This is a genomic window from Nitrosomonas communis, assembly GCF_024102715.1.
Taxonomy (GTDB): Bacteria; Pseudomonadota; Gammaproteobacteria; order Burkholderiales; family Nitrosomonadaceae; genus Nitrosomonas; species Nitrosomonas communis_B.
The window spans coordinates 1-23,383 of the sequence record NZ_JAGFJM010000052.1 but is presented as its reverse complement, the minus strand read 5'-3'; the positions used below and the strand labels follow the sequence as shown (position 1 = coordinate 23,383).

The window sequence follows — 23,383 nt, the reverse complement described above, 5'->3', positions numbered from 1 at the left end:
GTTATACTGGACCATTAACGAGCGATATCATTTAGATGATGACCAAATTGCAGTACATAAATTTATATTGAAAAATTGCTATGCTATAGCATCTAATTACTAGCCGATTGATATCTATGAAAACACCCAAAGTTGTTGCTGAAATAGGCTGTAACCATAAAGGTGATATTGAGATTGCACGTGAGATGATAAGGGTTGCTGCAAATTTTGCTAAATGCGATTTCGTCAAGTTTCAGAAACGATCGAACAAGGAATTGCTTACGCCGGAGGAATACCATGCGCCCCATCCCAATCCGCAAAACAGTTATGGGGAAACCTATGGCACTCATCGCGAATTCCTGGAATTTAACATCAAACAGCATCATCAGTTAAAGCAGTGGTGCGAAGCATATGGCATTGGTTATTCGACTTCAGTCTGGGATCTTACTTCTGCCAAGGAAATTGCAAGTCTCGACCCGGAGTTCATCAAGATACCATCAGCATGTAATCTCAATTTCGCCATGCTGGAATTTCTTGCGCGCAATTATCGTGGTGAGATCCATATCTCTGCTGGTATGACCACGCCTTCCGAGCTGGAGCAGATCGTGGCTTTGATGGAGGCGTATGGCGCTGCCCATCAAGTCGTCCTATATGCCTGTACTTCCGGCTATCCTGTGCCTTTTGAACAGGTTTGCTTGCTGGAGTTGCGAACGATCAAAGATCGATTTGGATTGCGTGTTAAGGAAATCGGATTTTCAGGTCATCATCTTGGTATCGCCATTGACTCTGCAGCCGTAGCGCTCGGCGCATCCTGGATTGAGCGGCACTTTACGCTCGATCGCACTTGGAAGGGAACCGATCATGCTGCCTCCTTGGAACCGGATGGGTTGCGCAAATTGGTGCGGGATACGCGCGCCGTATCCAGTGCTTTGACAGTTAAGGATCAGCCTATACTGGAAATCGAATTACCGCAGCGTAATAAACTCAAACGTTTTAAAGGAGTTCATTTCAATTGATGCGCTGGGTTGCTTTCATGCCGCTGCGTGCCAACTCAAAATCGATTCCTGATAAGAATATCCGCCGGATCGCGGGGCGGCCATTATTTGCATGGAGTCTGGAACAGGCGATTGCTTCCCAGTGCTTCGACGAAATCTATGTTGCCACTGATTCAGCAAGAATCCGCAAAATAGTGCTGGATGAATTTCCTGCCAGCGTTACAGTGTTGGAGCGTTCGGCTGAAACCTGCACAGACACGGCAAGTACAGAAAGCGCCATGCTTGAGTTTCAACGGCAAGTTTCATTCGATGTCATCGCGCTGATTCAGGCGACTTCACCGCTTACCCATGCAAACGATTTCCGGGCCGCCCAGCACCAATTTGTTACAGACAATCTGGATTCTCTGCTGACAGCCGTACCATCAAAACGTTTTTTTTGGACTAAATCAGGAGCGCCCATCAACTATGAACCTGCAAAACGTCCAAGACGGCAGGATTTCGAAGGATGGTTAATGGAAAATGGCGCTTTTTATCTGACACGCGCGAAATTATTGCAAGAGACGGGCAGCCGTTTGGGAGGATGCATAGGTATTCATGAGATGAATGCTGAAACAGCCATTGAGATAGACGATGAAACTGACTGGATTGTGGTGGAGCAACTTTTGCTGAGGCAAATATCAAGCCGGCTGGGCGTTTCACAGATTAAAGCATTCGTTCTCGATGTAGACGGCACCTTGACCGATGGTGGCATGTATTATGGGCCCGCTGGCGAGGCACTCAAAAAGTTTAATACGCGCGATGCACATGGTTTGCAATTGCTGCGTGAGAATGGCGTCAAGGTCTGTGTCTTTAGTTCCGAAGATAGTCCTGCTGTTGCCGCAAGAATGAAGAAGCTCAAGATTGATGAGTACTACCCTGGAATAAAAAATAAATTAGCAGTGCTTGAAAACAGAATTAAATCCTGGGGTATTTCTTTACAAGAGATTGCTTATATGGGAGATGACCTCTGTGATTTAGACTGCCTAGGCCGTGTAGGTGCTGCTATTTGTCCAGCAGACGCTGTGCCTGAAATTCTGCAACGAGCCCATTATATTTGTACACGCCCGGCTGGATATGGAGCTGTCCGTGAAGCTTGTGATCTGATCCTGAGAATAAAGCCAGGCGCTGCTGCTTTATCTTAAAACAATCCACTAGCTGCTTACTTCATCACCCCTATCCCTGGGCTGAGAATTGGGCTCAGTTTGCAGCGAAGCTGCTCCCCTGGTTTACTATAATTGCTCAAGTCCAGCGCATGCCTGGCTTTCCAGCGGGAGTAGTGGAGATAACACCGAGTTGACAATGAGTCAGTCAGCTAACTGGTTAGCGTTAGAATGAGCGGTTTTTTGCGTGGACTAGGGGGCGTGTCGCCGCTTGGGTAACCCAGGATAATCGGAGCAATAACGGAAAATTCTTCTGGAATATTTAATTTGACCTTGATGTCCGGCATGTTCAAAGCTGTCAAAGCGGCACCGATCACGCAACTTCCCAATTTCATAGCGCATGCGGCCAGCATTAGATTCTCGGCCGCTAACCAGCAATCTGCTATCATAAAAGGTCCTGTTTGTTTCGAGCAAATCAGAATCAGCGTGCTGGCTTCGTAGAAAATGTCAAAATCAGGCTCAGCAAGGCAGCCAGGAGTGCTGCCTGTTTTTTGCAGCTCTTGAACAAACAGTGGTTTAGCGCAATTTGAAATGTCTTTTAATAGCTGCTTATCACGAATAATGGCAAATGCCCATGGTTCATGATGCAGCGCCGTGGGCGCATGCGCGGCTGCTTCCAGCAGTATATGAATAGTATCCAGGCTGACTGCTTGCGCAGTATAGCTGCGAACGCATCGCTTAGCCAAAATCGCTTCAAAAACAGTCATGTCAACTTGCGATTCTTGCATAGCAAACTCCCATTTGATGTTTTGATCCGTAAAGTGTTACCGTATCAAGAATTACTACGACAGACTATCCGTATAAATACGTATGTCTCTGCTGCAGCTTGCTGGAGAGAAGGCGCGGTGAGCTAATGGTGGTTGAGCGTAGGGCTATATTTCTGTGCTTAAACCGCTTTCATAGGCAATGCGTGCCAGATCAAGTAAATTGATTGCGCCCATTTTGTGCATAATATTGGATCTGTGAATTTCTACTGTGCGAAAGCTGATGCCAAGACGGGAAGCGATTTCCTTATTATGATATCCTTGGATAGCAAGCATCATGACTTCACGTTCACGTTTGGTAAGGCTTGCCAGGCGCGTTAAGGCATCCTTGTTATGTTTATTCGCTTCTATCAGCTTTTCATTTTCAAGAAAAGCTGATTGGATGGCGGCAAGGAGCTTTGCCCGGGTAATCGGTTTGGTTAGAAAATCGGTTGCGCCCGTCTTGATTGCCCTGACACTGGTGGGGATATCACCATGCCCTGTCAGAAAAATGATAGGCATAATGCAGTTGCACTGGGATAGTTTTTCCTGAAGCTGCAGGCCATCTATTCCCGGCATGCGTACATCAAGGATAATGCAACCTATGTAATCAGGCTGATAGGCGCTCAGAAAGGATTCTGCATTCTCAAAAGTCTGCACCCTGACTCCTTCCTGCCCGAGCAGGAGTGCCAGGGAATCTCTTACTGCGGGCTCATCATCCACGATAAATACGACAGGGTGTTGTGAAGTCATGATGCAAAAGGTAGCGTGAAATGAAATTTGGTGCCATTCTTGGTATCCGGATCAACCCAGAGTTGACCGCCATTTGCTTCGATGAGCGCGCGGCTGATCGACAACCCCATACCGATGCCGGTTGGTTTGGTGGTGAAGAAGGGATCGAAAATATACCTAACTATTTCTTGATCAATTCCAGGACCAGTATCAACTATCGACACCATAGCCAAGTTTTTTTCTTTCAACGTCTTTACGGTGATCGTAATCGCTGAAAGGGATACATTCGCTGTGCGCATTGATTCTACGGCGTTTCTCACTAGATTCACCAAGGTTTTTTGAATGTGTAGACGATTAGCGAGCACTGCGGGGAGATTGGGCTCTAATTGCAATACTTGATGAAAATCGCTATAACCATCGTTGCGTGCGATTCTCAAAGCATCCATTATGACTTCGTTCAAGTTTAGTTTTTCAGTAACTATTTCGCCTTTCTGCAGAAAGTCAACCAATTCGTGCAGTCTATGGCCGGCATGCTGAGATTGCTTGACGCAGCCCTCGAGCGCACGTTTTACTTCATTGGTATTGAAAGCGCCGCTTTCCATCGCGCGTAATGCAACTTCACTATAGGCAGAAATGGCAGTAAGCGGCTGGTTAAGTTCATGCGCAATAGCGGAAGCTGTATGAATTGCTATTTGTTGCTTAAAAAGTACTTCTGTTTCAGCGCGCTGCATTTGAAGCTCTTTTTCGAGCATTTTACGCTTGCTGATGTCTTGTACTAATCCTACAAGCCTGATTGCGCGTCCTATCTCAAAGTGAACTTGCCCAATGATGAGTATCCAGCGTTCGATTTCATCAAGAGGATTGGTGACGCGAATTTCAATTTGATAGATGCCATCTCCGGCCGGGTCGATGGCTTTATCGAAAGCAGCCTGGTGAGTAGCACGGTCTTTCGCATGAATCGCGCAGAGATATCTCTCATAAGTCATCTCTTCATCACTTCTGCAGCCCCAAAGTTCGCGCATTCGTTCATCCGAGTGCATCACGTTGTATTCCAAGTCGAAATCAAAAACGCCTAAACCTGATGCTTGTTTGGCCAGCCACAACCGTTCTTCGCTGACTTGGAGAGCGACTTCTGCTTGATGACGCCGGTCGGTAACATTTAGTGTAATTAAGATATAAAGCCTGCCGAGTGCTGCCAGAGGGCTCAGACGGAGATCTACCTTCAGTTCCTGTTTATCACGGTTTAAGATGGTAAGCGCTCTGCCATTAGCCATGGCGCGTTTATGTGGTTTACTGAGATAAGCTTCCCGATAGCGCTGATAATGCTCCCGGTAGTGGAATGGTATGAATTCCTCAACCTCCAGGCCACAAAGTTCATGATCGGTATAACCGAATAGGTGTTGTGCGGCTGAGTTTGTCAGCACTACGCGGCCAGAATCATCGATCAGCAATATAGCGTCTGATACTGCATTGAGCAGTGTTTGGAAACTTGGGTCCGTAAATGAGTCAATCACAGTATATTTGATGATTAGATTCGTATGCTGTATAGGCGTTACAGTCTACGATAAAAAAATAGGCTGCGTCTATCGTCGTCTATCGTCTGATGGCAGTCAATTCAAGGTGAGGGTATCCATACGTGTCTGCACGTATTTAATTCTTCGCTTTTTTTCGATAAATTATGTTGGTGGTGAAGATTAAAGATATACAAACGGAGATGAAAAAGCGCAACATGTAAGTGCGGATTAAAGAGGTAAAAGCTGTAACAATCGCAAGCTAGTGTTTAATTGCATTAATTCGATACAAGCCTTTTAAGAAATATATTTATATAAAACAGATGGTTATTCTTAATAACAACATATCTTATCTTTGCAATTAAACATCAGGTCACGTTTGAGGGATTTCTGTTCGCTGTCAAGGAGGTTGGAAATGGAAAATATATTGGTTGTTATTACTGTTATTACCATGGTATCACTAGTGCTGATTGCTCGTGGTGGCGCTAACAGACTGCTAAGCCAAGGCACTTCCCCCTCTCGCGCCTATCAGCGCCGGGAGTGCTGTAGAGAAGATTTATGCTGTTGCGGGCGGTGTTTCGGTTGCTCTGTGCTAAATAAATAGCGGCTATCGCACCAATCCTGAAAGTTAATCATAGATGAGAGGAGAATATCATGCCTATCGGTGAAATCTGCAAGCGAGAAGTAGTGATTACCCAGCGCGAAGATACCGTTTTGCAGGCGGCCAAGCTGATGCGACAGCATCATGTCGGTGATGTAATGGTTGTCGATGATGGAAACGGGAAGCGAGTGCCGGTTGGTATCGTAACTGACCGCGATCTGGTGGTGGAAGTGATTGCAACGGGACTTGATCCTGCTGCGATTACGGTGGGCGATATTATGGTGTCTGATTTTGCTACCGTAAAGGAAAATGCTGGTGTGTTTGAATCAATCCAGTACATGCGTGTCAAGGGTGTGCGTCGTATGCCGGTAGTGGATGATGATAACGAACTGATCGGTATTGTTACGCTTGATGACTTGCTAGCGTTATTGTCAGAGGAACTCGATGCGCTCGTCAAACTTGTGGCGCACGAGCAGCAAAAAGAGGCAGGCACTCGCCGCGTATAATTTAAAGGAGAACAATAATCATGCAAAGTCCATTACAAATCACTATACGCGATATCACGTCATCTGACGCATTGGAAGCGCACATACGTGAAAAAGTGGAAAAGCTCGAAAACTTTTTTGATCACCTTGTTTCTTGTCATGTTGTGGTAGAAATGCCGCATAAGCACCATCATCAGGGGAAGGAGTTCAATGTGCGCATTCATATTGGTGTGCCTGGGAATGACATTGTTGTTAACCGCGATCATCACCAAGATCCCTATGTAGCCTTGCGTGATGCTTTTGATGCAGCTAAGCGCCGGCTGGAGGATCATGTGCGTCGCATGCAACATAAAACTAAGGCGCACGTTGCTGATCACATTGGATATGTTACGCGAATCTTCCACGATGAAGGGTATGGTTTTATCACAGGGCAGGATAGCGTTGAGCGTTATTTTCATCGCGACAATGTCATTGATCCAAGCTTTGAACGGCTGCAGGAAGGTGATGAAGTCAAGTTCATTGAGGAATTGGGAGAGGAAATGGGCGCCGAGAGTCCACAAGCCAAGCGGGTAAGTATCGGTAAGCATCATTTACCAGAATGATGGGAGCAGGGAGTGGAATTTGTCATGCCTCCTCTCCCTGATGTATTTCAAATTCATCGTGAAGGGCCTAGAGCTGGGAAGCTCGTGTCTTGCAGGCGAAGCTTTTCTTCCAGATTGGGAGGAGATATCAGGGTGATGAGTCCATACGTATTTACACGTATAGGATTAACTCTTGTTTTTCGATAGAGTGCAAAAATAGTTAATGTCAATGATATTGCCATACATCCTTGATCTCTTGTCAGAAACTGCAATAAGGCGTGGAGGAACTATATATGCACCAGGATGTACGCAAACGCTTTACTTGGTTGGAAAGCAGGGCAGTGCTGGAACCTTATGCAAGTAATGAAAAAATCATGCGCGTGCGGTTATTAGGCTTATGCATCCTAGTAGCTGGACTGATTGCCATGGCCACAGCGCATGCGACTCCGCTAGGACTGCCACCTATACCTATTCCGGCAGATAATCCGCAAACTGCAGAGAAGGTCAGGCTGGGAGAAAAACTCTTTAATGATATGCGTTTCAGTGCTACCGGTACAGTGAGCTGTGCCACTTGCCACGATGCGGCAAGAGCTTTCACTGATAGTCCGCTGCCTACCTCAGTAGGTATCAATGGACTAACTGGTACCCGCAATGCTCCCACTGTTGTCAATGCTGCTTACCTGGCTCGCCAATTCTGGGATGGTCGCTCGCCAGATCTGGAAGATCAGGCACTGCATCCATTCGTCAATCCGATTGAGATGGGGCTTAAAAACCACGATCCCATCCTCAAGATTGTGCGTACTGACTCTGAATACAAAGAATCGTTTAAGACGGTATTTAATAAGAGTGGTGAGCAAATCACTATGAAGGAGGTGATACAAGCCATTGCCAGCTTTGAGCGTGCCGTGGTTTCAGGGGATTCGCCATTTGATCGCTGGCGCTATGGTGGTGATCAAACTGCCATGACCCCGGCACAGATACGCGGCTTTCAGGTTTTCATCGGTCAGGGACGCTGCGTATCCTGTCATATCGTGGAACAAACGCAGGCGCTGTTTACCGACAGCCGCTTTCATAATATCGGCATAGGCATTAACGCAATACAGCAGGATGTCGCACGGTTGACGAGCGAATTTCTTAAAGCCAAGGCACAAGGCGCCGATGTTGACCTGGCGGTATTGAGCGACAAAAAAACCTCCGAACTAGGGAGATTCGCAGTGACGAATGAGTTTAACATGATTGGCGCTTTCAAGACACCCACTCTGCGCAATGTGGCAGTGACGGCGCCCTATATGCATGATGGCAGTCTCAAGACACTTACAGATGTCGTCATCCACTACAACAGTGGTGGTGTAGACCCTAAAACCGGCCGTGCCAACGATTACCTGAGCGGCGGTATCCGTCCGCTGATGCTGAATCAACAGCAGATTTCAGATTTGGTTACATTCATGGAAGCGCTGACTAGCCCTGAGTATGAGAAGGGGAGCAAAGCGGTCAAAGATAAGGGGAAGCTTAGTTATGAGTAGACTCATTACACGTCGAGATTTTCTCAAAAAAACAGGTGTTCTGGCAACTGCTGCGACCTTGCCGATTAGTATCGTGGAACTGGCTTTTGCTGATCCAACCCAAAACTTTACCTTTGCTCATATTTCTGATTCACACGTTCAGCACATCAAAGGGAATCAGTTTGTGCGCAATTGGGATCGTGGTCTGATCCGTGCTGTAGCCGAAGTCAATCTGCTTAACCCAAAACCCGATTTTGTGGTTTATGGCGGTGATCTGGCGCAACTCGCCAAAAAATCCGAGCTGGATCACGGTGCTGAGATGATGTCTGCTCTGAATTACAAAACGTATTATGTGATGGGTGAGCATGATTATTATCTTGATTTGGGGGAATACTGGTCCAAGCTGTTTGGTCCGCATTACTACAGCTTTGATCACAAGGGAGTGCATTTCATCGTACTCAACAGCATACTAACCGACGACGAATGGACTTATCGACGCTGGCCGACAGCTGAGCAGCGGATGCTGGAGATGGCGGGACTCGACAATCCGAATGGTTCTCCGTTCATGGTGGGAGAGAAGCAGCGCGAGTGGCTGCGTCAGGATTTAGAAAAAGTAAATAAAGACACACCCTTGGTCGTATTTTCGCATTCACCGTTACAGAAGATCTACAAGGGCTGGAATTTCTGGACCGATGATGCCGAGCAGGTGCAAGCATTGCTTACGCCGTTTAAGAAAGTCACAGTGATCTATGGACACGTCCATCAAATCCAGTACAACCAGATTGGCAATATCAGTTTTCATGGGGTGATGGCAACAGCCTGGCCGTGGCCATATCCTTCCTCCTACGCGCACGCTGAGCATTATTTGCCCAAGCTCACTGTGCCCATGAACCGGGCCGATCCATTTTTCGAACGTGATGCTACTGGTTGGCAGTTTATCAATCTGGCCAATGGCAATGTCGATATGCATTACACGCTTTACGACAATACCAGCCGAACCATTGCCTTCAATAAGAAAAATGGGCAGCCGGAAGATTCAAGTTATCAGGCGGAAGACGAGCGTATTCCACCCCAGGTGCATTATTAGATAAGAACCAAAAGGAGATGGCTATGGAACGTATCAATAAGTTTGGTTTGATCTTCTTGTTCATGACCGTAGCAGGTGCAGCTGCTACGGCGATAGCTGATGAGTTTAGTCAACAAGATCTGACGCGCTGGGAAAGTGAATATCTATCCGTGGTAAAACAAGGGCGGCAGGCTTTTACTGACCCGGAATTGGGTAGCAACGGCGTGACATGTGCTCAATGCCACCCGAATGCTGCGAACACTCATCCCGAAACCTATCCCAAGTTTCAGAAGCAGCTCGGCAGAGTTGTCCCGATATGGGAGATGATCAACTGGTGCATTCGTAACCCGCTTGAGGGAAAGAGTCTGGAAGCAAGTGATCCTCGCCTGGTGGCACTGCAAGCTTATATCTACTATGAACGCCGTGGCGTGAAGCTCGATCCCGGTAAACACTGATTCAGCAGTGCGTAGAGCGACTCCTGCGCGATCGTGATCGGGACGGTTAGGATCAAGAAATCACCCCTTTGCCATGAGCGGACGCGTTAGCATGAAATATGACAATAATTACCTACGTGTTTATACGTATTTAATTGCATTCTGTTTTTCGATAAATTATGGCTAATTAGCGCGTGATGTAAAACCGCAATTATCTCTGTAATCATTTGGGTATTGTTTTGCTTAAACGAGGAGGCTGCATGGAAACGATTAAATCACCTACTAAAAGTACGAGGAAAAAAACAGCAGTTGTAGGCAGCGGTGATAAGCCAAATGGAGCAGATCGCTTTGCTCGTATCGCTGTTTCGGCTTATTACAAGGCACAGGCCAGAGGATTTGAGCCAGGGTATGAACTGGATGACTGGCTGGCTGCCGAAGCGGAGGAGAAACAATGAATCCATTAGTTAGTGAAATATTGGTAAAAAATGATTCCAAGGGTAGAGCCAAGACGCATGAAAGTGAATATGCAGTTCTGATACTTTCCGAGGACGGTTTGATTTGCGATTGCAATGAAGCGGGTGCGAATTTATTAGCCGGTTTGCACAAAAATTTGCCAAAGCTGCATATCTCCAGTTTATTACCAAAGCTGGCGAAGATAGAGCTGCTGAAAGGGGAGCGGACTAATCCCTATTTGCGTTTTCTTTCACGCATAGGACATCATTTTGAAGTGGTGAGTATGAGCGGAGCGCGTTTTGCAGGAAAACTTTTTTTTAGCGATGTAGAAGATTGTGGTCTGCACCGGCTAATTGTCATGATCCAGCCGGTTTGTCAAGAAAATACCCTGCATTAAAAAACCGGAAAGTTCTTTAATCTAAGGAGAGGAGAGTCATCATGTCAAAAGAAAGTAAAGAAAAAGAGAGTATTCCTGTGACAACGACGAAAGAGGAGGCGAAAACTGAAGTGCCTGCCATACGTCCAGTTAGCGAAATGGAGCGTGCTTTTACTGAAATGGAGCGTGCTTTTGACCGCTTTTTCAGAGGAGGATGGCCTGCATTACGGCGGTGGCGCGATATGCCGGGACTGGATAGTCTATTTGAATTGGAAGGACAGCGGTCACCGAGTTTGGATGTGATCGACCGTGATAACGAAATCCTGGTTCGTGCCGAAATTCCCGGCATCGAAAAGAAAGACCTGAATATTTCTCTCACAGATAATCTGCTGACGATAAAAGGTCAAGCGGCTACTGAATCGAAAGAAGAAAAAGGCGATTACTACAGACACGAAATTTCTAGCTTTACGTTCTCTCGTTCGATTACATTGCCTGGGGCAGTGGACGCTTCCAACACGGCCGCTTCTTTGAAGAATGGGATTTTGGAAATTACCTTGCCTAAAGTTGAGTCGTCCAAGCGGCGTACTATCACTGTGCAATAAGGTTGCGAGAATGCCTCCATTCGATATGCTCGAATGGAGGCTTGAGATCTGCATTGACATGATTGATCGTACTGTGATGAATGAGCTGCTACCGCACATTAAAAAAGTTGCGTCAGCGTAATCACATTATCAGCTATTTCAGCGTTACCCTCCCTGAGGAGTCTCCCGCTGGAGGAAGCGATATGGGCAAGGTTGCGATAATGAGGACGGGAGATAGAAGGAGCAGTTGGCAGTTTTAATTTTGTGTTTTATCCAGCAGTGTGACAACAGCAGAAGATTGATTGATCTTTTGCAAGATAACGGTAAGTGAGTTCGTGTTTGCATGGTTTACAGCAGCAAGAACGTCGCTGATAGGCATATTGATTATTAGAGTTTTTGCTATCCCTAAAGGAAAACATCATGATCCGTAATTCTATTGATGTTGCTACCCGTGTTAGTTCTAATTTGTCTGCGCTGATAGAAAGTCGGCTCAACGATGCAGACATTGAACAACCTATAACACTTGCTAGCATCCGCGCATTCGTCATCGGCTTGTTGCCGACTGCATTTACTGAAACGGAGCAACTACATCATTTTGATGTCAATGAATCGTTACTTGATGAGCTAGATGAATTGATTGAGGAATTTGGTGAAACAGCATTGGCCGTAGATTTTGTGCAGGATGTTGCCAGTGAACCGCTTTCCCGCGTGATTGAAGCAGTCATGTACGACGAAAGCCGGCAGGCTCCACCCACGCTGGGTGCGATAAAAGAGGCTATTTTTTCAGGGTTATTAGCCAGATTGGTTGGCGAGGGCGTGTTGGACGAAGATGAAGACGACGTGCTGCTGGCAGAGATTGATACGCTGATTGCTCGTTACGGTGAAGAGGCGCTGGCTGAGGGCTTTTTGCGTTACGAGTAATTGCTAACGCATGAAATATGCCGCCTAGCCGGACTGCAGCTTTGTCGCTTACTAACTTGTGCTATGCATAGGGTGTGTAGGGGAAATACAGACAGGAAGCCTTATGTTCTATTGTTTCTAACAGTATCGTAAGATGCCGTTACAAGGCTGTTTTTTTTCTGCACAATGCTTTTTTAGAAAAAAATGAACCTTAGTGAAAATTTCAAATCGGATAATAAATTAGTGACGGTTTATTTTTTTCTAAAAATGTATATCGATAAAGTTCATTCACTGCAAACAGGTGTTAGTCTTGAAATTTCAACAATAGCTTTGCGTGGCCTGCTCAAAGATGCCATGGTCGGTCAGCGCACTTCTGAGCTTGCCAAGATTTGTAGCACGATGGATCTGCATGATTATCTTTCCGTCGTCGTCCACAAAGGTGCTGAAGGCTTGATCAGCAGACGTCGTCCATGGGTTGAAGGGATCAAGAATGATCTGCTTAGGGGACGGCCTGTTTCTTACAGGCGCTTCGACGGCCTTTTCTGGCGTAGTCTCGATGAAGAAGATCCAGATGGCGACGAGTGGTATCGACTGACTTCTGGAGAGGATTTCCGTTCTCAAATGATCTGTTTACTGGGTATCTTGCGCTCAGCTAATCGAAGGTTGCATCAGTCTGTTGATGTGCTGCCAGATCTGAATATGGGGTGGGCCTAAGGCTGCAGGAGTTGGGTCTGATCAAATGTGTGCGTGGGGAATTTCACGGCTGGCATAGCGGGATAAATAAGGATAAATGCTGGTGGGATAGGATTAAAAGCAGCCTTTTATCTTCTGCAATTATCGGATATTAATCTAAATGCAGTGGTTGCTAGGATAGTATTCCAGTTGCACCAAGCTTCGTGATAAATGTGATAAGGTAGGAGTGGGACTTAGTTTGTAATTAATGCTCACTTGCTAAAGAGTGCTGCAAGAATGCTTGCAGGAAAAATTTCAAGCACTCGCAGCCAAAAATAACCCTACTTACTTTTCATGACATCGAAGAAAGAACCCCAATATCTTGCTGAGGGCGTAAGCCGGCGTGAGGTTTGGTCCTGGGCAATGTTTGATTTTGCTAACTCGGGCTATACCACTGTCGTGATTACCGCCATTTTTAACGCTTACTTTGTGGCGGTCGTAGCAGGTAACCAGGATTGGGGGACATTTGCATGGACAGCATCGCTGGCAGTCTCCTATATACTCATTATGTTGACCGCGCCAGCACTAGGCGCCTATGCCGATGCTTACGCCCAAAAAAAACGCTTGCTTCTCCTGACTACTGCCGGATGCATGCTGTTTACCGCCTTACTTTATTTCGCTGGGCCGGGTGATTTATGGTTAGCGATCATACTCATTATTTTTAGCAACTTTTTCTTTGGCAGTGGTGAAAATCTGATAGCTGCCTTTCTACCCGAGTTGGCACAAAGCAGAGCGCTGGGAAAAGTATCTGGCTGGGGATGGAGTTTGGGTTATATAGGTGGCTTGTTCAGCCTGGCTTGTTCGCTTGCTTATGTCACATGGGCGCAGCAACAAGGGCAAGAAGCTGATCATTTCGTCCCGGTAACGATGTTGATAACTACTGCTATTTTTGCTGTTGCTTGTGTCCCCACCTTTCTTTACCTGAAAGAGCGAGCTGTGCCACAACCCCATCTTGCCGGACAAGACGTCATAAAAGAGGCTTTTATCCGCTTGGGTAGCACGCTCAAACATGTACGCCATTACCAAGATCTGGTGCGCTTCCTTGCCTGCCTCGTTTTCTATCAAGCAGGCATTCAAGCAGTCATCGCTTTGGCAGCAATCTATGCCCAGCAAGCAATGGGATTTAACACAAGTGATACGATATGGTTAATCCTGCTAGTCAATGTTACTGCTGCGCTGGGGGCATTTGTCTTTGGTAACATACAAGATAAATTGGGTCATGTTCCTACTATTGTATTAACGCTCATCGGCTGGATTATTATGATTTTGCTGATCTGGAAGGCTGAAAATGTTGTCATATTCTGGTTGGCTGCCAATATCGCAGGTTTGTGCCTAGGTGCTTCCCAATCCGCTGGACGGGCATTGGTCGGATTATTCAGTCCTTCTTCCCGGCGTGCAGAATTTTTCGGGCTATGGGGATTGGCGGTAAAGCTGTCATCTATCCTTGGTCCGATTACCTATGGACTGGTCAGTTGGATGTCACATGGTGATCATCGTCTCGCTATGTTGATAACAGGGAGCTATTTTGTTATTGGCCTGGCGATTTTAATGGGAGTAAATGTACCGAGAGGGCAGGAGGCTGCGTTACACAGTCCTGAAAAATAAAAAAGCTTTCTGAGGATGCTTATTTTGAAATCCTGAGTAATTGATCAAAATTATTCAGGATTGGAAAGTATTCTGATGACTGGAATGGGGTGCAGTCTCATTCTGCTATTTTTTGCCAGATCACGGGTCGTAAAAAATCGGTAGTAGTAAATTCACTTCCTTCATTTCAACGACCTGTAAATCTGCTAATTCTTATCCATAGGTAGTTTCTTTGTGGAAATCTTGCCAGATATAGGGTGGATAAACTGTTGGGCGCGTGGGGATGAAAAACGTTGCAATATCCAATGCGCCAAACACAGTGCGGCCAACAGTGTGGATAAGACCGGTGAGCAGTCCGACTGTTAAACCATAGGGCGCGCCATCGCGCTGACTGGTTAAAATAATCGTTTTGGGTAGTTCAACAAAACCTGTCGCTGCATTAACGATGCCATTCATGAGCTTCTCACCCGCCATGGTTGGATAACTTTGTGTCATTCTTTCGCCATATATAGTATAGGTTTGCGCCATGGCTATTTGAGATGATAAAAAGAATAGGGCAGAGAGTAACAGACCCGCTAGTTTTTTCATTGCTTTCTCCTGTGAGGTGTGGTGGTAAAAATTGTCAGGATCCATGCTGATTTTAATTCTTATCAGGAAGATGTGTATACTGAAAATGTTCGATCAATCTAGCGCATTTTCATGATATTGAAAACCTCTTAACGTAAGTTAACGTTGTTACTTTACACGGAGGCTGCACTCCCGGGGTTTTTATAAACAATTGGTCTGGTTGATCCAGTTGGATTAGGTGCTGGTTGCATCAAACTGGCGATATTTGCAAAATGCTGAGAGTAAACTGACAGCTAAAAGAATTACATATTATTTATGGAACAGTTAGTGCGTCTGCTTCTGTGTTGCTTGTTTATTTCTATGCTTTCTGCATGCTTGTCGCCCATTACACTCAACCGTGCGGTGATGGCTTATGATGAAGCTGTGGTCAATGCAGATGCTAAGCAGCTACTGGTTAATATTGCTCGAGCCCAGCATCATCAACCGCTCCATTTCACCAGAGTCTCCACTATTGCGGCTACATTCGATTTTAGTGCAAATGCAGGCGCTACCCCTGCTTTAACTGGTGACAGCGGTGGCATGCTCGTCCCGATATTTGGCGGCGGCGTTTCGGAGAACCCTACCTTCAGTATTGATCCGATTGCAAGTGACGAATTTACGCAACGACTTCTTACACCGTTTAGTCAGCATAAGCTTACGCTATTGCTTCGCCAGCACTTTGATGTGGATATGATGCTGCGAATGATGGCGCAGGAAGTCCGTCTGCAACATGACGAACAGTCCATTAACATTCCTCCTACTCAGAAGGATAATATAAGGCATCGCCATCGTCACCGCTTCCATCATGATGCCAAGCAGCGAGCTGATCGTCGCGAGACGCTAGATGAATACATTGAGGCGCAGGACCGCCGTCATCGCTTTCATTCGGCTATGCAACTTACCGAAGAGCAGGAGCGTCGCCTGCGTTTGCGGCAGCAAAGGCACTTGCAGCAAGCTACCTATCATAACAGCCCATCGGATCGAAGTGGCTATGAGATGTTTCGTCGCGTAGTGCTCCATCTGTCAGCCATTCAGGATCAGAAGCAGTTGTATGCAGAGCCGCTGACATTTGAGCGGAGCTGGACTATTCCAGTTAGTGCTGTATTAGCAGAAGGTTTTCAATCTTTGGAAAAAGAATTTGCCGTCAAATACAACCCGGAGGAGGAATCTTATACGCTCAGCAAACAAGTATTAGGGCCTATTCTGATCACCAACTATGATCCCGATACGCTGTGTTGCGAGGAACGAGAAGATTTATATGATTTGACCAATCTATGGATAGAGAACGATGTTGCTTTTGATATCCGCCCAGGCTATGTTGGGGGAGAATGGCCTATCAGAGGTGCTTTCCGGTTAAGGAGTTTTCATACGATTCTCAATTTTCTCAGTCATTCGCTTGGGGAAGAGTTGGAATACCATGTAGAAAAAGATCCGCGTACTCCTCCTATTGCCAGAGATGAAAATCCTGTTAATACCATGGACATTCTCATATCAGTTAAGCCGATTGCAAATACAGCGTTATCGGTTCGCTCGCATGATCAGTATTATGCAATAAATACCGCAGGACCCGATGCGCATTGGAATAAAAATGCGTTCCAATTGCTCTATATACTTTTTCGCTTGACTGTGACAGATGCAAAATCTCTCGGTTTGCCCATTACCATTGCCAAATGATTATTTTGGGAAAGAAATTTGAATGTATTTGTGGGGAGTGTAAGAACTATAGCTTAGGTATACAATTAAACGCGAAGTGGCCAGCTTCAGCATTAGATTGAATAGGCAAGATTTACTTTTTAGTGATTTCCTCGAGACATCAGTTTGTTATTTGCTAATTCAATAATGATTTAACTGGTATCTTAACAATTCATATTTAATGGGGGCTCTATGAAACTGATCTTATTGCTAACGCTTATTTTGAGTACACACGTATACGCCGAGAGCCATGAAGGCAAAAAGCATGGAGGTGGTGGTCACCATGGCGGAATGCACAATGGGGGTCACCATGGCGGTATGCATGGTGAGGGTCATAAACTGGATGCAGCTACCCTCAAGCTTTACTTTGAGCCATTGCCTGCCTCAATTATCGACGAGAAAAAAAACGAAACTTTAATCAAGCTCGGTCGATTGCTGTATATGGATCCTAGGCTGTCAGTCAATGACAAGATTGCTTGTAATTCTTGTCACTTGCTTAATCAATTTGGGGTAGATAATGAACCAACCTCGCCAGGTCATGAAGGTAAACGTGGCGGCAGGAATGCGCCCACCACTCTCAATGCAGCGCTGCATATCGCCCAGTTTTGGGATGGACGCGCGAAGGATGTCGAGGAGCAAGCACTTGGCCCAATCTTGAATCCAATAGAAATGGGTATGCCGAGTGAGTCGGCTGTTATCAGCAAATTGAAAAAAATCAAGGAGTATCAAGAGCTTTTCCCACAAGCTTTTAAAGATGATAAGGATCCATTCCAATACAAAAATGTTGGTAAGGCTATTGGTGCTTTTGAGCGAACATTACTCACACCTTCCCGCTTTGATGATTACCTTAAAGGTGACGAAAATGCGCTGAAGGAAGATGAGAAACGAGGACTGAAAAAGTTCGTCCATATGGGATGTGCCACATGCCACAATGGCGTTGCCATTGGAGGTAATTCATTCAAGAAATTGGGTCTTGTCAAGCCCTATGAAACAAATGATATGGGACGCTATGAAGTCACCGGCATTGAAAGTGACAGGAAGGTATTTAAAGTACCTGGCCTTAGAAATATCACCAAAACGGGCCCGTATTTCCATGATGGTTCTGTAAAAACGCTGGATGAGGCGATTCGGGAAATGGCAGAGCATCAGCTCGGCCGGCAAGTCGGTGATGGGTTTGTCAGGGATGTGAAAGCATTCCTGGGATCGCTGACAGCCAAGGATCAGGAGTAAGCTTAAGAATTATAAAAATAAATTGATTGATATTGGCATTGGGGGTGTAGAGTAGGGTGAAATATTACTCTGTACCCTCAACAAATCATTAATTGATTTATCTCTAACATTCAGAAAATGTAGGTTTATATTCAAAAATATTCAATCCTTTTATGATTCTCGATCAAGCCTGCGGTAATCTGCCAGGTTTATTTTGTATTTTTTTAATTTGGCATAAACAGCGCGTGATGTAATACCCATGTTTTCAGCGACTTTCTTTATATTTCCGTGATGCTGTTTTAAAGCTTTTTCAAGGAATGATTGTTCAATTTTGGCGAGAGTATGTTCTTTCACATCTTTCCATTCAACAATACTTTTTGTCTCAGTTGGAAGTTCTAAATCTAGTTCGTTCATTTCTTTACCGTTGGCAAATAAAATACTGCGTTCGAGGATGTTTTCCAGCTCACGAACGTTGCCTGGCCAATGATAGGCCCGGATTTTTTGCATGACGTCACGACTGACTGATTCAATTTCTTTATGATACCGCTTGTTCAAACGCTGAATGATCAATTGCACAAGATAAGGTAAATCTTCTGCTCGTTCAGCCAAGGAGGGAATGCTTAAACAGACTACGTTGATGCGGTAGTACAGGTCGTTACGAAACAGATCTTGTTTAACGAGATGCTCCAGATTTTGGTTTGTTGCTGAAATGATTCTTACATCAACTGTTAGCGTTTGCCTGCCACCTACTCTTTCTAATTCACCTTCCTGGATCACACGAAGCAATCGGGTTTGTGCCGCTGGGGATAATGAATCTATTTCATCTAGAAACAGAGTGCCACCTTCGGCTCGCTCAAAATAGCCTTGGTGTACTTCAATAGCTCCGGTGAAAGCACCTTTTTCATGTCCAAACAAGGCACTCTCAATTAGACTTTCTGGGATTGCCCCGCAGTTAATGGCGATGAACGGTTTTTGGCTACGATCGCTCATCGCATGGACGGCACGTGCAATCAGCTCCTTACCCACCCCTGTTTGGCCCTGAATTAACACCGTTGCCAAGGTGGGTGCAACAATCTCGATTGATTGCAGTATTTTCTGCATCATGGATGATTTTGCTACGATCGCTGGAGGCTGGTCCTTTTTTGATATTTGCTTGCTCTGTTTGTGCCAAAGCCGTTGCATACTTGTTTCAATCCGGCAGTGCAGCTCATCAATGTCCTTAATTTCCTTGACCGGTGTTGTATCGGTATATTCCATTCCTGCATGCCCTTTTGCTGCCTGGGGGGTGGTGTAAATACATACATCACACCTGCCGTCCCGGCGGGCGATGCTTTTTTTGATTTCAACTTTGGCATAACCAAAGTTTCTGGCCGCGACACCTCCAAATACACTGGAGGTCATTCTGCATAATTCTGGAAAATTGGTAACTTGCTCACCGAAAGGACAGCGGGAATTGGTAACTGTAATACAGTCCTGATTAGTTGAGACCAGTGAAAATTTACCGCCGATATTGTTTTTAATGCCGAGTATGAGTTCGATATAACTTTCAATATCGAGCTGTTCATTTTTATGTGTATTTTCTCGATAAGTTTCTTCAAAAAAACATCCTGCGGTTTTGGCGATATGCTCAATCAGCTGCTCACAGTGCTTTTGTCCTTGTTGCTCGCTGGCATGCATCAGCTCAAGAATAAAGGTTTGCAGAAAAAAAATTGGTGTTAATTCAGAAAGAGGGTTGTTGCTCATGATCAATGAATTTTGTGAAATAAAACTTCACAAATTGAATCACAGTTACATTAATCAGGCAATGTTTATTGGTTAACATATTGTAAATCATAGAAGAAATTATTTATGCTCAATGGTATGAAATTTGCTCCTATTTTATTGAGTCTAAAATTGTTAATGCACGAATAAACCCAGATTTTTGATTAAATCTTTTAGTTTTACTTCATCATTAGGAGAAGTCACGTATGAATCAAGAGATGCCACCGCTCGATCCTCATCCGTTAAGCGAGTACGTAGCCTGGGCAGGATCGCGCAATCGTGAACCCATTCTCGGCGTGCTCAAGGAGAAGTTGCCCAGGGATCCTGAACGTATTCTGGAATTGGCCAGTGGCAGCGGAATGCACATCAACTACTTTGCGCCCCATTTTAGTCATTTGCATTTTCATCCGTCTGATAAGGATATTGAAATTTTTGACAACATCAAGAAGCTTACCAGCGAACGCGGGAATAATAATATTGCTGATCCTGTCCATCTGGATTTAATCAATCCTGAAACCTGGTTTAATCCAGGGCCGGAAAAATCATTTGCCGCGATCTTCTGTATCAACATTTTCCAGGTAGCGCCCATTTCGATTGCCGATGGCATGATGAAATGTGCAGAACATCTGCTTAAGGATGACGGATTCTTGTTGATTTACGGACCTTTCCGTGTGCATGGAGCGTTCTCGACTGATTCCAACAAAGAATTTGATGCCACACTCAGATCTGCAGGTGTAGCTGAATGGGGACTCAAGGATATTACTGATTTGAAAGAAGCAGCAGCAAAGCATGGCATGGCGCTCAAGGAGCAGATTGAAATGCCCAGCAATAATTTTTCGCTGGTTTTTGGCAAAATAGCGCAGTGAGTCAGTCGGCTTCAGCCATCATCGCAGGTGTCGGGCCGGTACGCGGGCTGGGGGCAGCACTTGCCACCCTTTTTGCTGAAAAAGGATTGCATGTCTTCATTGCTGGCCGCAGTGGAGAAAAACTCAAGGAAGTGGCGCAACATATCCAGCAGCGAGGAGGCGCTGTTACGCCCGTGGTGGCGGATATCACGATTGAACAGAATGTCAGTCAATTGTTCGAAATTGTCCGCTTACGGGGCGATGCCATCGACATTGCAGCCTATAATGTAGACAGCAACATTCCTGCTCCTTTTCTAGAAACGGAGACCAAGACATTTGCAATTCTGTGGCGACAAAATTGCCTGGGCGCTTTTTTGTTTGCCAAGCAAATGATCGGCATGATGCAGGCTCAGCAACATGGCACCTTATTTTTCACCGGTGCCACTGCTTCATTAAGAGCCAAACCCCCCTTTACTGCCTTTGCCTCGACCAAGGCTGGTCTGAGGGCGTTGGCGCAGGGTCTGGCAAGAGAATTTTCTCCCCAGGGCATCCACGTCGTTCATGCTATCATCGACGGGGTCATCGACGGCGAGCGCGCACGCAGCCAGTTTCCGGAATATATAAAAGCAAAGGGTGAAGCGGGACTATTACAACCTGAAGCGATCGCCCAGACCTATTGGACCATCCATCAACAGCAGCCTAGTGCATGGACACATGAACTGGACTTGCGTCCTTTTAAAGAACCTTTTTGAAAAAAACGATCAGGAAAACACCATGAATAAAACAACCAATTGGCGTTTGCAGGGTAGCTATTTTGAGACCTGTAATTGTGTGACATCCTGCCCTTGTATTTGGCTTCAGCCTCCCTCTGAAGGTAATTGCAAATTACTGGTAGCCTGGCATATCGAGTCAGGTCATCTCGATGGATTGCCGCTGGACGGGTTGAATGTCGCCTTGGCTTGTTATTCTCCTGGAACTATGATAAAGGGCAATTGGCAAGCTGCCCTTTATGTGGATGAGCAAGCAGACGATGCGCAGTTTGATGCCATCACTCAAATTTTCAGTGGTCAACAGGGTGGACATCCAGCCATTTTGATGAGTTTTGTCAGTGAAGTATTGGGTGCTACGAAAATTGAAATTGATTACCGGGAAGAAGGCAATAAACGGCAACTGATTATACCTGGCATCGCGCAGGCAGAAATTGAAGGAATTCAAGGGATCAAGGGAGGGGAGGCCACCATTAATAACCCGCCGTTATGCGTGGTGACTAGCCACCCAGCCGTGGTGGCCAGATCCATTAATTATCAGTACCAGGATTACGATAAGTCCTGGCAATTTACTGAGCGCAATGGTTTTTATTCTCCGTTTAGCTACCAACCTTAACCGGCTGATTGAAATCTGTTGTTGCCTTTTTCTAGTATGGCGGAATACATTCAAGAGTCCTTGTTCAGCGAGAGCAGGGGGCGTCAATTACTATTTCATGCCTAATACCCAAGCGGTAATTTTGCTGTGCCTGCTGGCTGTTATGATCGCAGGCTGGGGCTATCTGTTTTATCAACACTGGCAGATGACTTCACTGCCCATGTTGGCCATGTGGATGCTTCCGACAGACATTGCTTCCTGGCAGTTGATTGATTTTGGGCTGGTTTATCTGATGTGGGCGGTGATGATGGCTGCCATGATGCTGCCCTCAGCCATCCCCATGTTTTTAGTGTTTTCCAAGATCTGCAAGCAACGTAATCCATCCTTGCCTCATTTGAATGCGCTGTTTATTCTGGCTTACTTGGTGGTGTGGCTAGTGTTCAGTATAGGACTGACATGGCTGCAGTGGCAATTGCATGGGTTACATTTTTTATCCCCGATGATGGAAAACCAGAATGAGCGCCTGGCAGCCGCCATTTTTATTGGAGCGGGCATTTATCAGTTTACGCCATGGAAACATGGTTTTTTACAAGCTTGTCGCTCGCCGCTGGGTTTTTTGTTAACGGAGTGGCGAGAAGGTATGAGAGGTGCTTTTTACATGGGACTAAAGCATGGCAGTATTTGTGTGGGGTGCTGCTGGGCACAGATGCTGATTATGTTTGCCGTGGGTGTCATGAATTTGCTTGGCATGGTATTGATCACTTTGCTTGTTGCGCTGGAAAAAATAGTGCCCGGCCCCAGCCGAATGATTGGTAGCGCAGGGGGGGTGTTGCTGATAGGCTGGGGAATCTGGCTAATCTGACCGAAATCTTGTTTGAGCGCACTGTGCTTATGAAAAATAGTCCGATAAAAATGGATAAACGCAGTTTGGGAAACGTCACAGTAGGAAAACGGTAGAACGAATGAGCATTTTTTATTACCTGTAGAAGTTTGGATAATAATTTCTCGTATTTCCAGCGATAACGCAGTAAAGAAAATGAGTAATCTTATACCTATCCTTTCGTGGTTGCCTAATTACGGTAAAGCAGATTTGCGCGGTGATGTGTCAGCAGGCTTGACCGTCGGTATCATGCTCATCCCACAAGGAATGGCATACGCAATGCTCGCTGGACTCCCACCGATTTATGGCTTGTATGCATCCCTCGTTCCTTTAATTCTTTATGCCATATTCGGTACCTCCCGGCAGCTTTCAGTCGGGCCGGTTGCTATGGTCGCATTGATGGTAGCTACAGGGGTGAGTTCCATTGCTGAGCCAGGAACAGATGAATATATAGCAAAGCTCAAATAAATTGATTACAATTCATAGATGACTTATCCATCATCATTTCGCTGCAAAGTTTTGTCCGTTCGCAAGAAGGAAGGACTTACCATTGCGCAGGCGGCGGCGCGTTTTT

At 45.7% G+C, this 23,383-nt stretch carries 26 protein-coding genes; 21 read left to right on the top strand and 5 right to left on the bottom strand.

Going from position 1 to position 23,383, the window contains the following annotated elements; all coding sequences use genetic code 11:
* The first annotated feature begins 116 nt into the window (after nt 1-116).
* Both J5I83_RS05120 and J5I83_RS05115 read left to right on the top strand, forming a co-directional pair.
* Nucleotides 117-995 (top strand): N-acetylneuraminate synthase family protein, encoded by an 879-nt coding sequence (locus tag J5I83_RS05120; protein WP_304053828.1) that lies wholly within the window; start codon nt 117-119, stop codon nt 993-995.
* Nucleotides 995-2,155 (top strand): N-acylneuraminate cytidylyltransferase, encoded by a 1,161-nt coding sequence (locus tag J5I83_RS05115; RefSeq protein WP_304053891.1) that lies wholly within the window; start codon nt 995-997, stop codon nt 2,153-2,155. Before J5I83_RS05120 ends, J5I83_RS05115 begins: the two co-directional genes overlap by 1 nt.
* A 170-nt stretch (nt 2,156-2,325) precedes the next feature.
* Here J5I83_RS05115 and J5I83_RS05110 read toward each other — a convergent pair whose 3' ends face one another.
* The 3 genes from J5I83_RS05110 to J5I83_RS05100 all read right to left on the bottom strand — a co-directional run bounded on the left by J5I83_RS05110 (nt 2,326) and on the right by J5I83_RS05100 (nt 5,162).
* Nucleotides 2,326-2,901, bottom strand: a complete 576-nt coding sequence (locus J5I83_RS05110) for a nitroreductase family protein (RefSeq protein WP_304053827.1) — start codon at nt 2,899-2,901, stop codon at nt 2,326-2,328.
* Nucleotides 2,902-3,045: 144 nt separating this feature from the next.
* Nucleotides 3,046-3,669, bottom strand: coding sequence for a response regulator transcription factor (locus tag J5I83_RS05105; RefSeq protein WP_304053826.1), 624 nt, complete (start codon nt 3,667-3,669; stop codon nt 3,046-3,048).
* Nucleotides 3,666-5,162, bottom strand: a complete 1,497-nt coding sequence (locus J5I83_RS05100) for a PAS domain-containing sensor histidine kinase (RefSeq protein WP_304053824.1) — start codon at nt 5,160-5,162, stop codon at nt 3,666-3,668. Before J5I83_RS05100 ends, J5I83_RS05105 begins: the two co-directional genes overlap by 4 nt.
* A gap of 412 nt (nt 5,163-5,574) precedes the next feature.
* On the opposite strand from J5I83_RS05100, the gene J5I83_RS05095 reads away from it, so the two are divergent.
* The 12 genes from J5I83_RS05095 to J5I83_RS05040 all read left to right on the top strand — a co-directional run bounded on the left by J5I83_RS05095 (nt 5,575) and on the right by J5I83_RS05040 (nt 14,475).
* Nucleotides 5,575-5,763 (top strand): hypothetical protein, encoded by a 189-nt coding sequence (locus J5I83_RS05095; RefSeq protein WP_304053823.1) that lies wholly within the window; start codon nt 5,575-5,577, stop codon nt 5,761-5,763.
* Nucleotides 5,764-5,813: 50 nt separating this feature from the next.
* Nucleotides 5,814-6,266 carry a CBS domain-containing protein gene (locus tag J5I83_RS05090; RefSeq protein WP_304053822.1) on the top strand — a complete coding sequence of 151 codons (453 nt, stop codon included), beginning with the start codon at nt 5,814-5,816 and terminating at the stop codon, nt 6,264-6,266.
* Between the two features lie 20 nt (nt 6,267-6,286).
* A complete protein-coding gene (raiA, locus tag J5I83_RS05085; protein WP_304053820.1) occupies nt 6,287-6,847 on the top strand; it encodes a ribosome-associated translation inhibitor RaiA in 561 nt (186 codons plus the stop codon).
* Between the two features lie 272 nt (nt 6,848-7,119).
* Nucleotides 7,120-8,349 (top strand): cytochrome-c peroxidase, encoded by a 1,230-nt coding sequence (locus J5I83_RS05080; RefSeq protein WP_304053818.1) that lies wholly within the window; start codon nt 7,120-7,122, stop codon nt 8,347-8,349.
* Entirely contained in the window at nt 8,342-9,415 is a 1,074-nt protein-coding gene (locus tag J5I83_RS05075) for a metallophosphoesterase (RefSeq protein ID WP_304053815.1), read from the top strand. The genes J5I83_RS05080 and J5I83_RS05075 overlap by 8 nt, the downstream gene beginning before the upstream one ends.
* A gap of 23 nt (nt 9,416-9,438) precedes the next feature.
* Nucleotides 9,439-9,849: a hypothetical protein gene (locus J5I83_RS05070; RefSeq protein WP_304053812.1), complete on the top strand. Its 411-nt coding sequence runs from the start codon at nt 9,439-9,441 to the stop codon at nt 9,847-9,849.
* A 239-nt stretch (nt 9,850-10,088) separates the two neighbouring features.
* Entirely contained in the window at nt 10,089-10,283 is a 195-nt protein-coding gene (locus J5I83_RS05065) for a DUF2934 domain-containing protein (RefSeq protein WP_304053810.1), read from the top strand.
* The gene (locus J5I83_RS05060; protein ID WP_304053807.1) at nt 10,280-10,678 is read left to right on the top strand and encodes a hypothetical protein; all 399 of its coding nucleotides are present in this window, start codon (nt 10,280-10,282) and stop codon (nt 10,676-10,678) included. Before J5I83_RS05065 ends, J5I83_RS05060 begins: the two co-directional genes overlap by 4 nt.
* A gap of 41 nt (nt 10,679-10,719) precedes the next feature.
* Nucleotides 10,720-11,259: an Hsp20/alpha crystallin family protein gene (locus J5I83_RS05055; protein ID WP_304053805.1), complete on the top strand. Its 540-nt coding sequence runs from the start codon at nt 10,720-10,722 to the stop codon at nt 11,257-11,259.
* 399 nt (nt 11,260-11,658) lie between these two features.
* Nucleotides 11,659-12,159: a hypothetical protein gene (locus tag J5I83_RS05050; protein WP_304053804.1), complete on the top strand. Its 501-nt coding sequence runs from the start codon at nt 11,659-11,661 to the stop codon at nt 12,157-12,159.
* 183 nt (nt 12,160-12,342) lie between these two features.
* Nucleotides 12,343-12,852: a hypothetical protein gene (locus tag J5I83_RS05045; RefSeq protein WP_304053803.1), complete on the top strand. Its 510-nt coding sequence runs from the start codon at nt 12,343-12,345 to the stop codon at nt 12,850-12,852.
* A 312-nt stretch (nt 12,853-13,164) separates the two neighbouring features.
* Nucleotides 13,165-14,475, top strand: a complete 1,311-nt coding sequence (locus J5I83_RS05040) for an MFS transporter (RefSeq protein WP_304053802.1) — start codon at nt 13,165-13,167, stop codon at nt 14,473-14,475.
* Nucleotides 14,476-14,667: 192 nt separating this feature from the next.
* Here J5I83_RS05040 and J5I83_RS05035 read toward each other — a convergent pair whose 3' ends face one another.
* Nucleotides 14,668-15,042, bottom strand: a complete 375-nt coding sequence (locus J5I83_RS05035) for an exosortase system-associated protein, TIGR04073 family (RefSeq protein ID WP_304053801.1) — start codon at nt 15,040-15,042, stop codon at nt 14,668-14,670.
* A gap of 294 nt (nt 15,043-15,336) precedes the next feature.
* Here J5I83_RS05035 and J5I83_RS05030 point away from each other — a divergent pair, with 294 nt between their 5' ends.
* Nucleotides 15,337-16,734 (top strand): hypothetical protein, encoded by a 1,398-nt coding sequence (locus tag J5I83_RS05030; RefSeq protein ID WP_304053800.1) that lies wholly within the window; start codon nt 15,337-15,339, stop codon nt 16,732-16,734.
* 210 nt (nt 16,735-16,944) lie between these two features.
* Nucleotides 16,945-17,982 (top strand): cytochrome-c peroxidase, encoded by a 1,038-nt coding sequence (locus J5I83_RS05025; RefSeq protein ID WP_304053799.1) that lies wholly within the window; start codon nt 16,945-16,947, stop codon nt 17,980-17,982.
* Between the two features lie 150 nt (nt 17,983-18,132).
* On the opposite strand, the gene J5I83_RS05020 is transcribed toward J5I83_RS05025, so the two are convergent.
* The gene (locus J5I83_RS05020; RefSeq protein ID WP_304053890.1) at nt 18,133-19,704 is read right to left on the bottom strand and encodes a sigma 54-interacting transcriptional regulator; all 1,572 of its coding nucleotides are present in this window, start codon (nt 19,702-19,704) and stop codon (nt 18,133-18,135) included.
* A gap of 224 nt (nt 19,705-19,928) precedes the next feature.
* Here J5I83_RS05020 and J5I83_RS05015 point away from each other — a divergent pair, with 224 nt between their 5' ends.
* The 5 genes from J5I83_RS05015 (at nt 19,929) to J5I83_RS04995 (ending at nt 23,277) form a co-directional block, all read left to right on the top strand.
* Nucleotides 19,929-20,588: a DUF938 domain-containing protein gene (locus J5I83_RS05015; protein WP_304053797.1), complete on the top strand. Its 660-nt coding sequence runs from the start codon at nt 19,929-19,931 to the stop codon at nt 20,586-20,588.
* A complete protein-coding gene (locus tag J5I83_RS05010; protein ID WP_304053796.1) occupies nt 20,585-21,319 on the top strand; it encodes an SDR family NAD(P)-dependent oxidoreductase in 735 nt (244 codons plus the stop codon). The genes J5I83_RS05015 and J5I83_RS05010 overlap by 4 nt, the downstream gene beginning before the upstream one ends.
* 22 nt (nt 21,320-21,341) lie before the next feature.
* A complete protein-coding gene (locus tag J5I83_RS05005; protein WP_304053793.1) occupies nt 21,342-21,950 on the top strand; it encodes a DUF1326 domain-containing protein in 609 nt (202 codons plus the stop codon).
* Between the two features lie 97 nt (nt 21,951-22,047).
* Nucleotides 22,048-22,791, top strand: a complete 744-nt coding sequence (locus J5I83_RS05000; RefSeq protein WP_304053792.1) for a DUF2182 domain-containing protein — start codon at nt 22,048-22,050, stop codon at nt 22,789-22,791.
* 174 nt (nt 22,792-22,965) lie between these two features.
* Nucleotides 22,966-23,277 (top strand): SulP family inorganic anion transporter, encoded by a 312-nt coding sequence (locus J5I83_RS04995; RefSeq protein ID WP_304053791.1) that lies wholly within the window; start codon nt 22,966-22,968, stop codon nt 23,275-23,277.
* Nucleotides 23,278-23,383 lie beyond the last annotated feature (106 nt).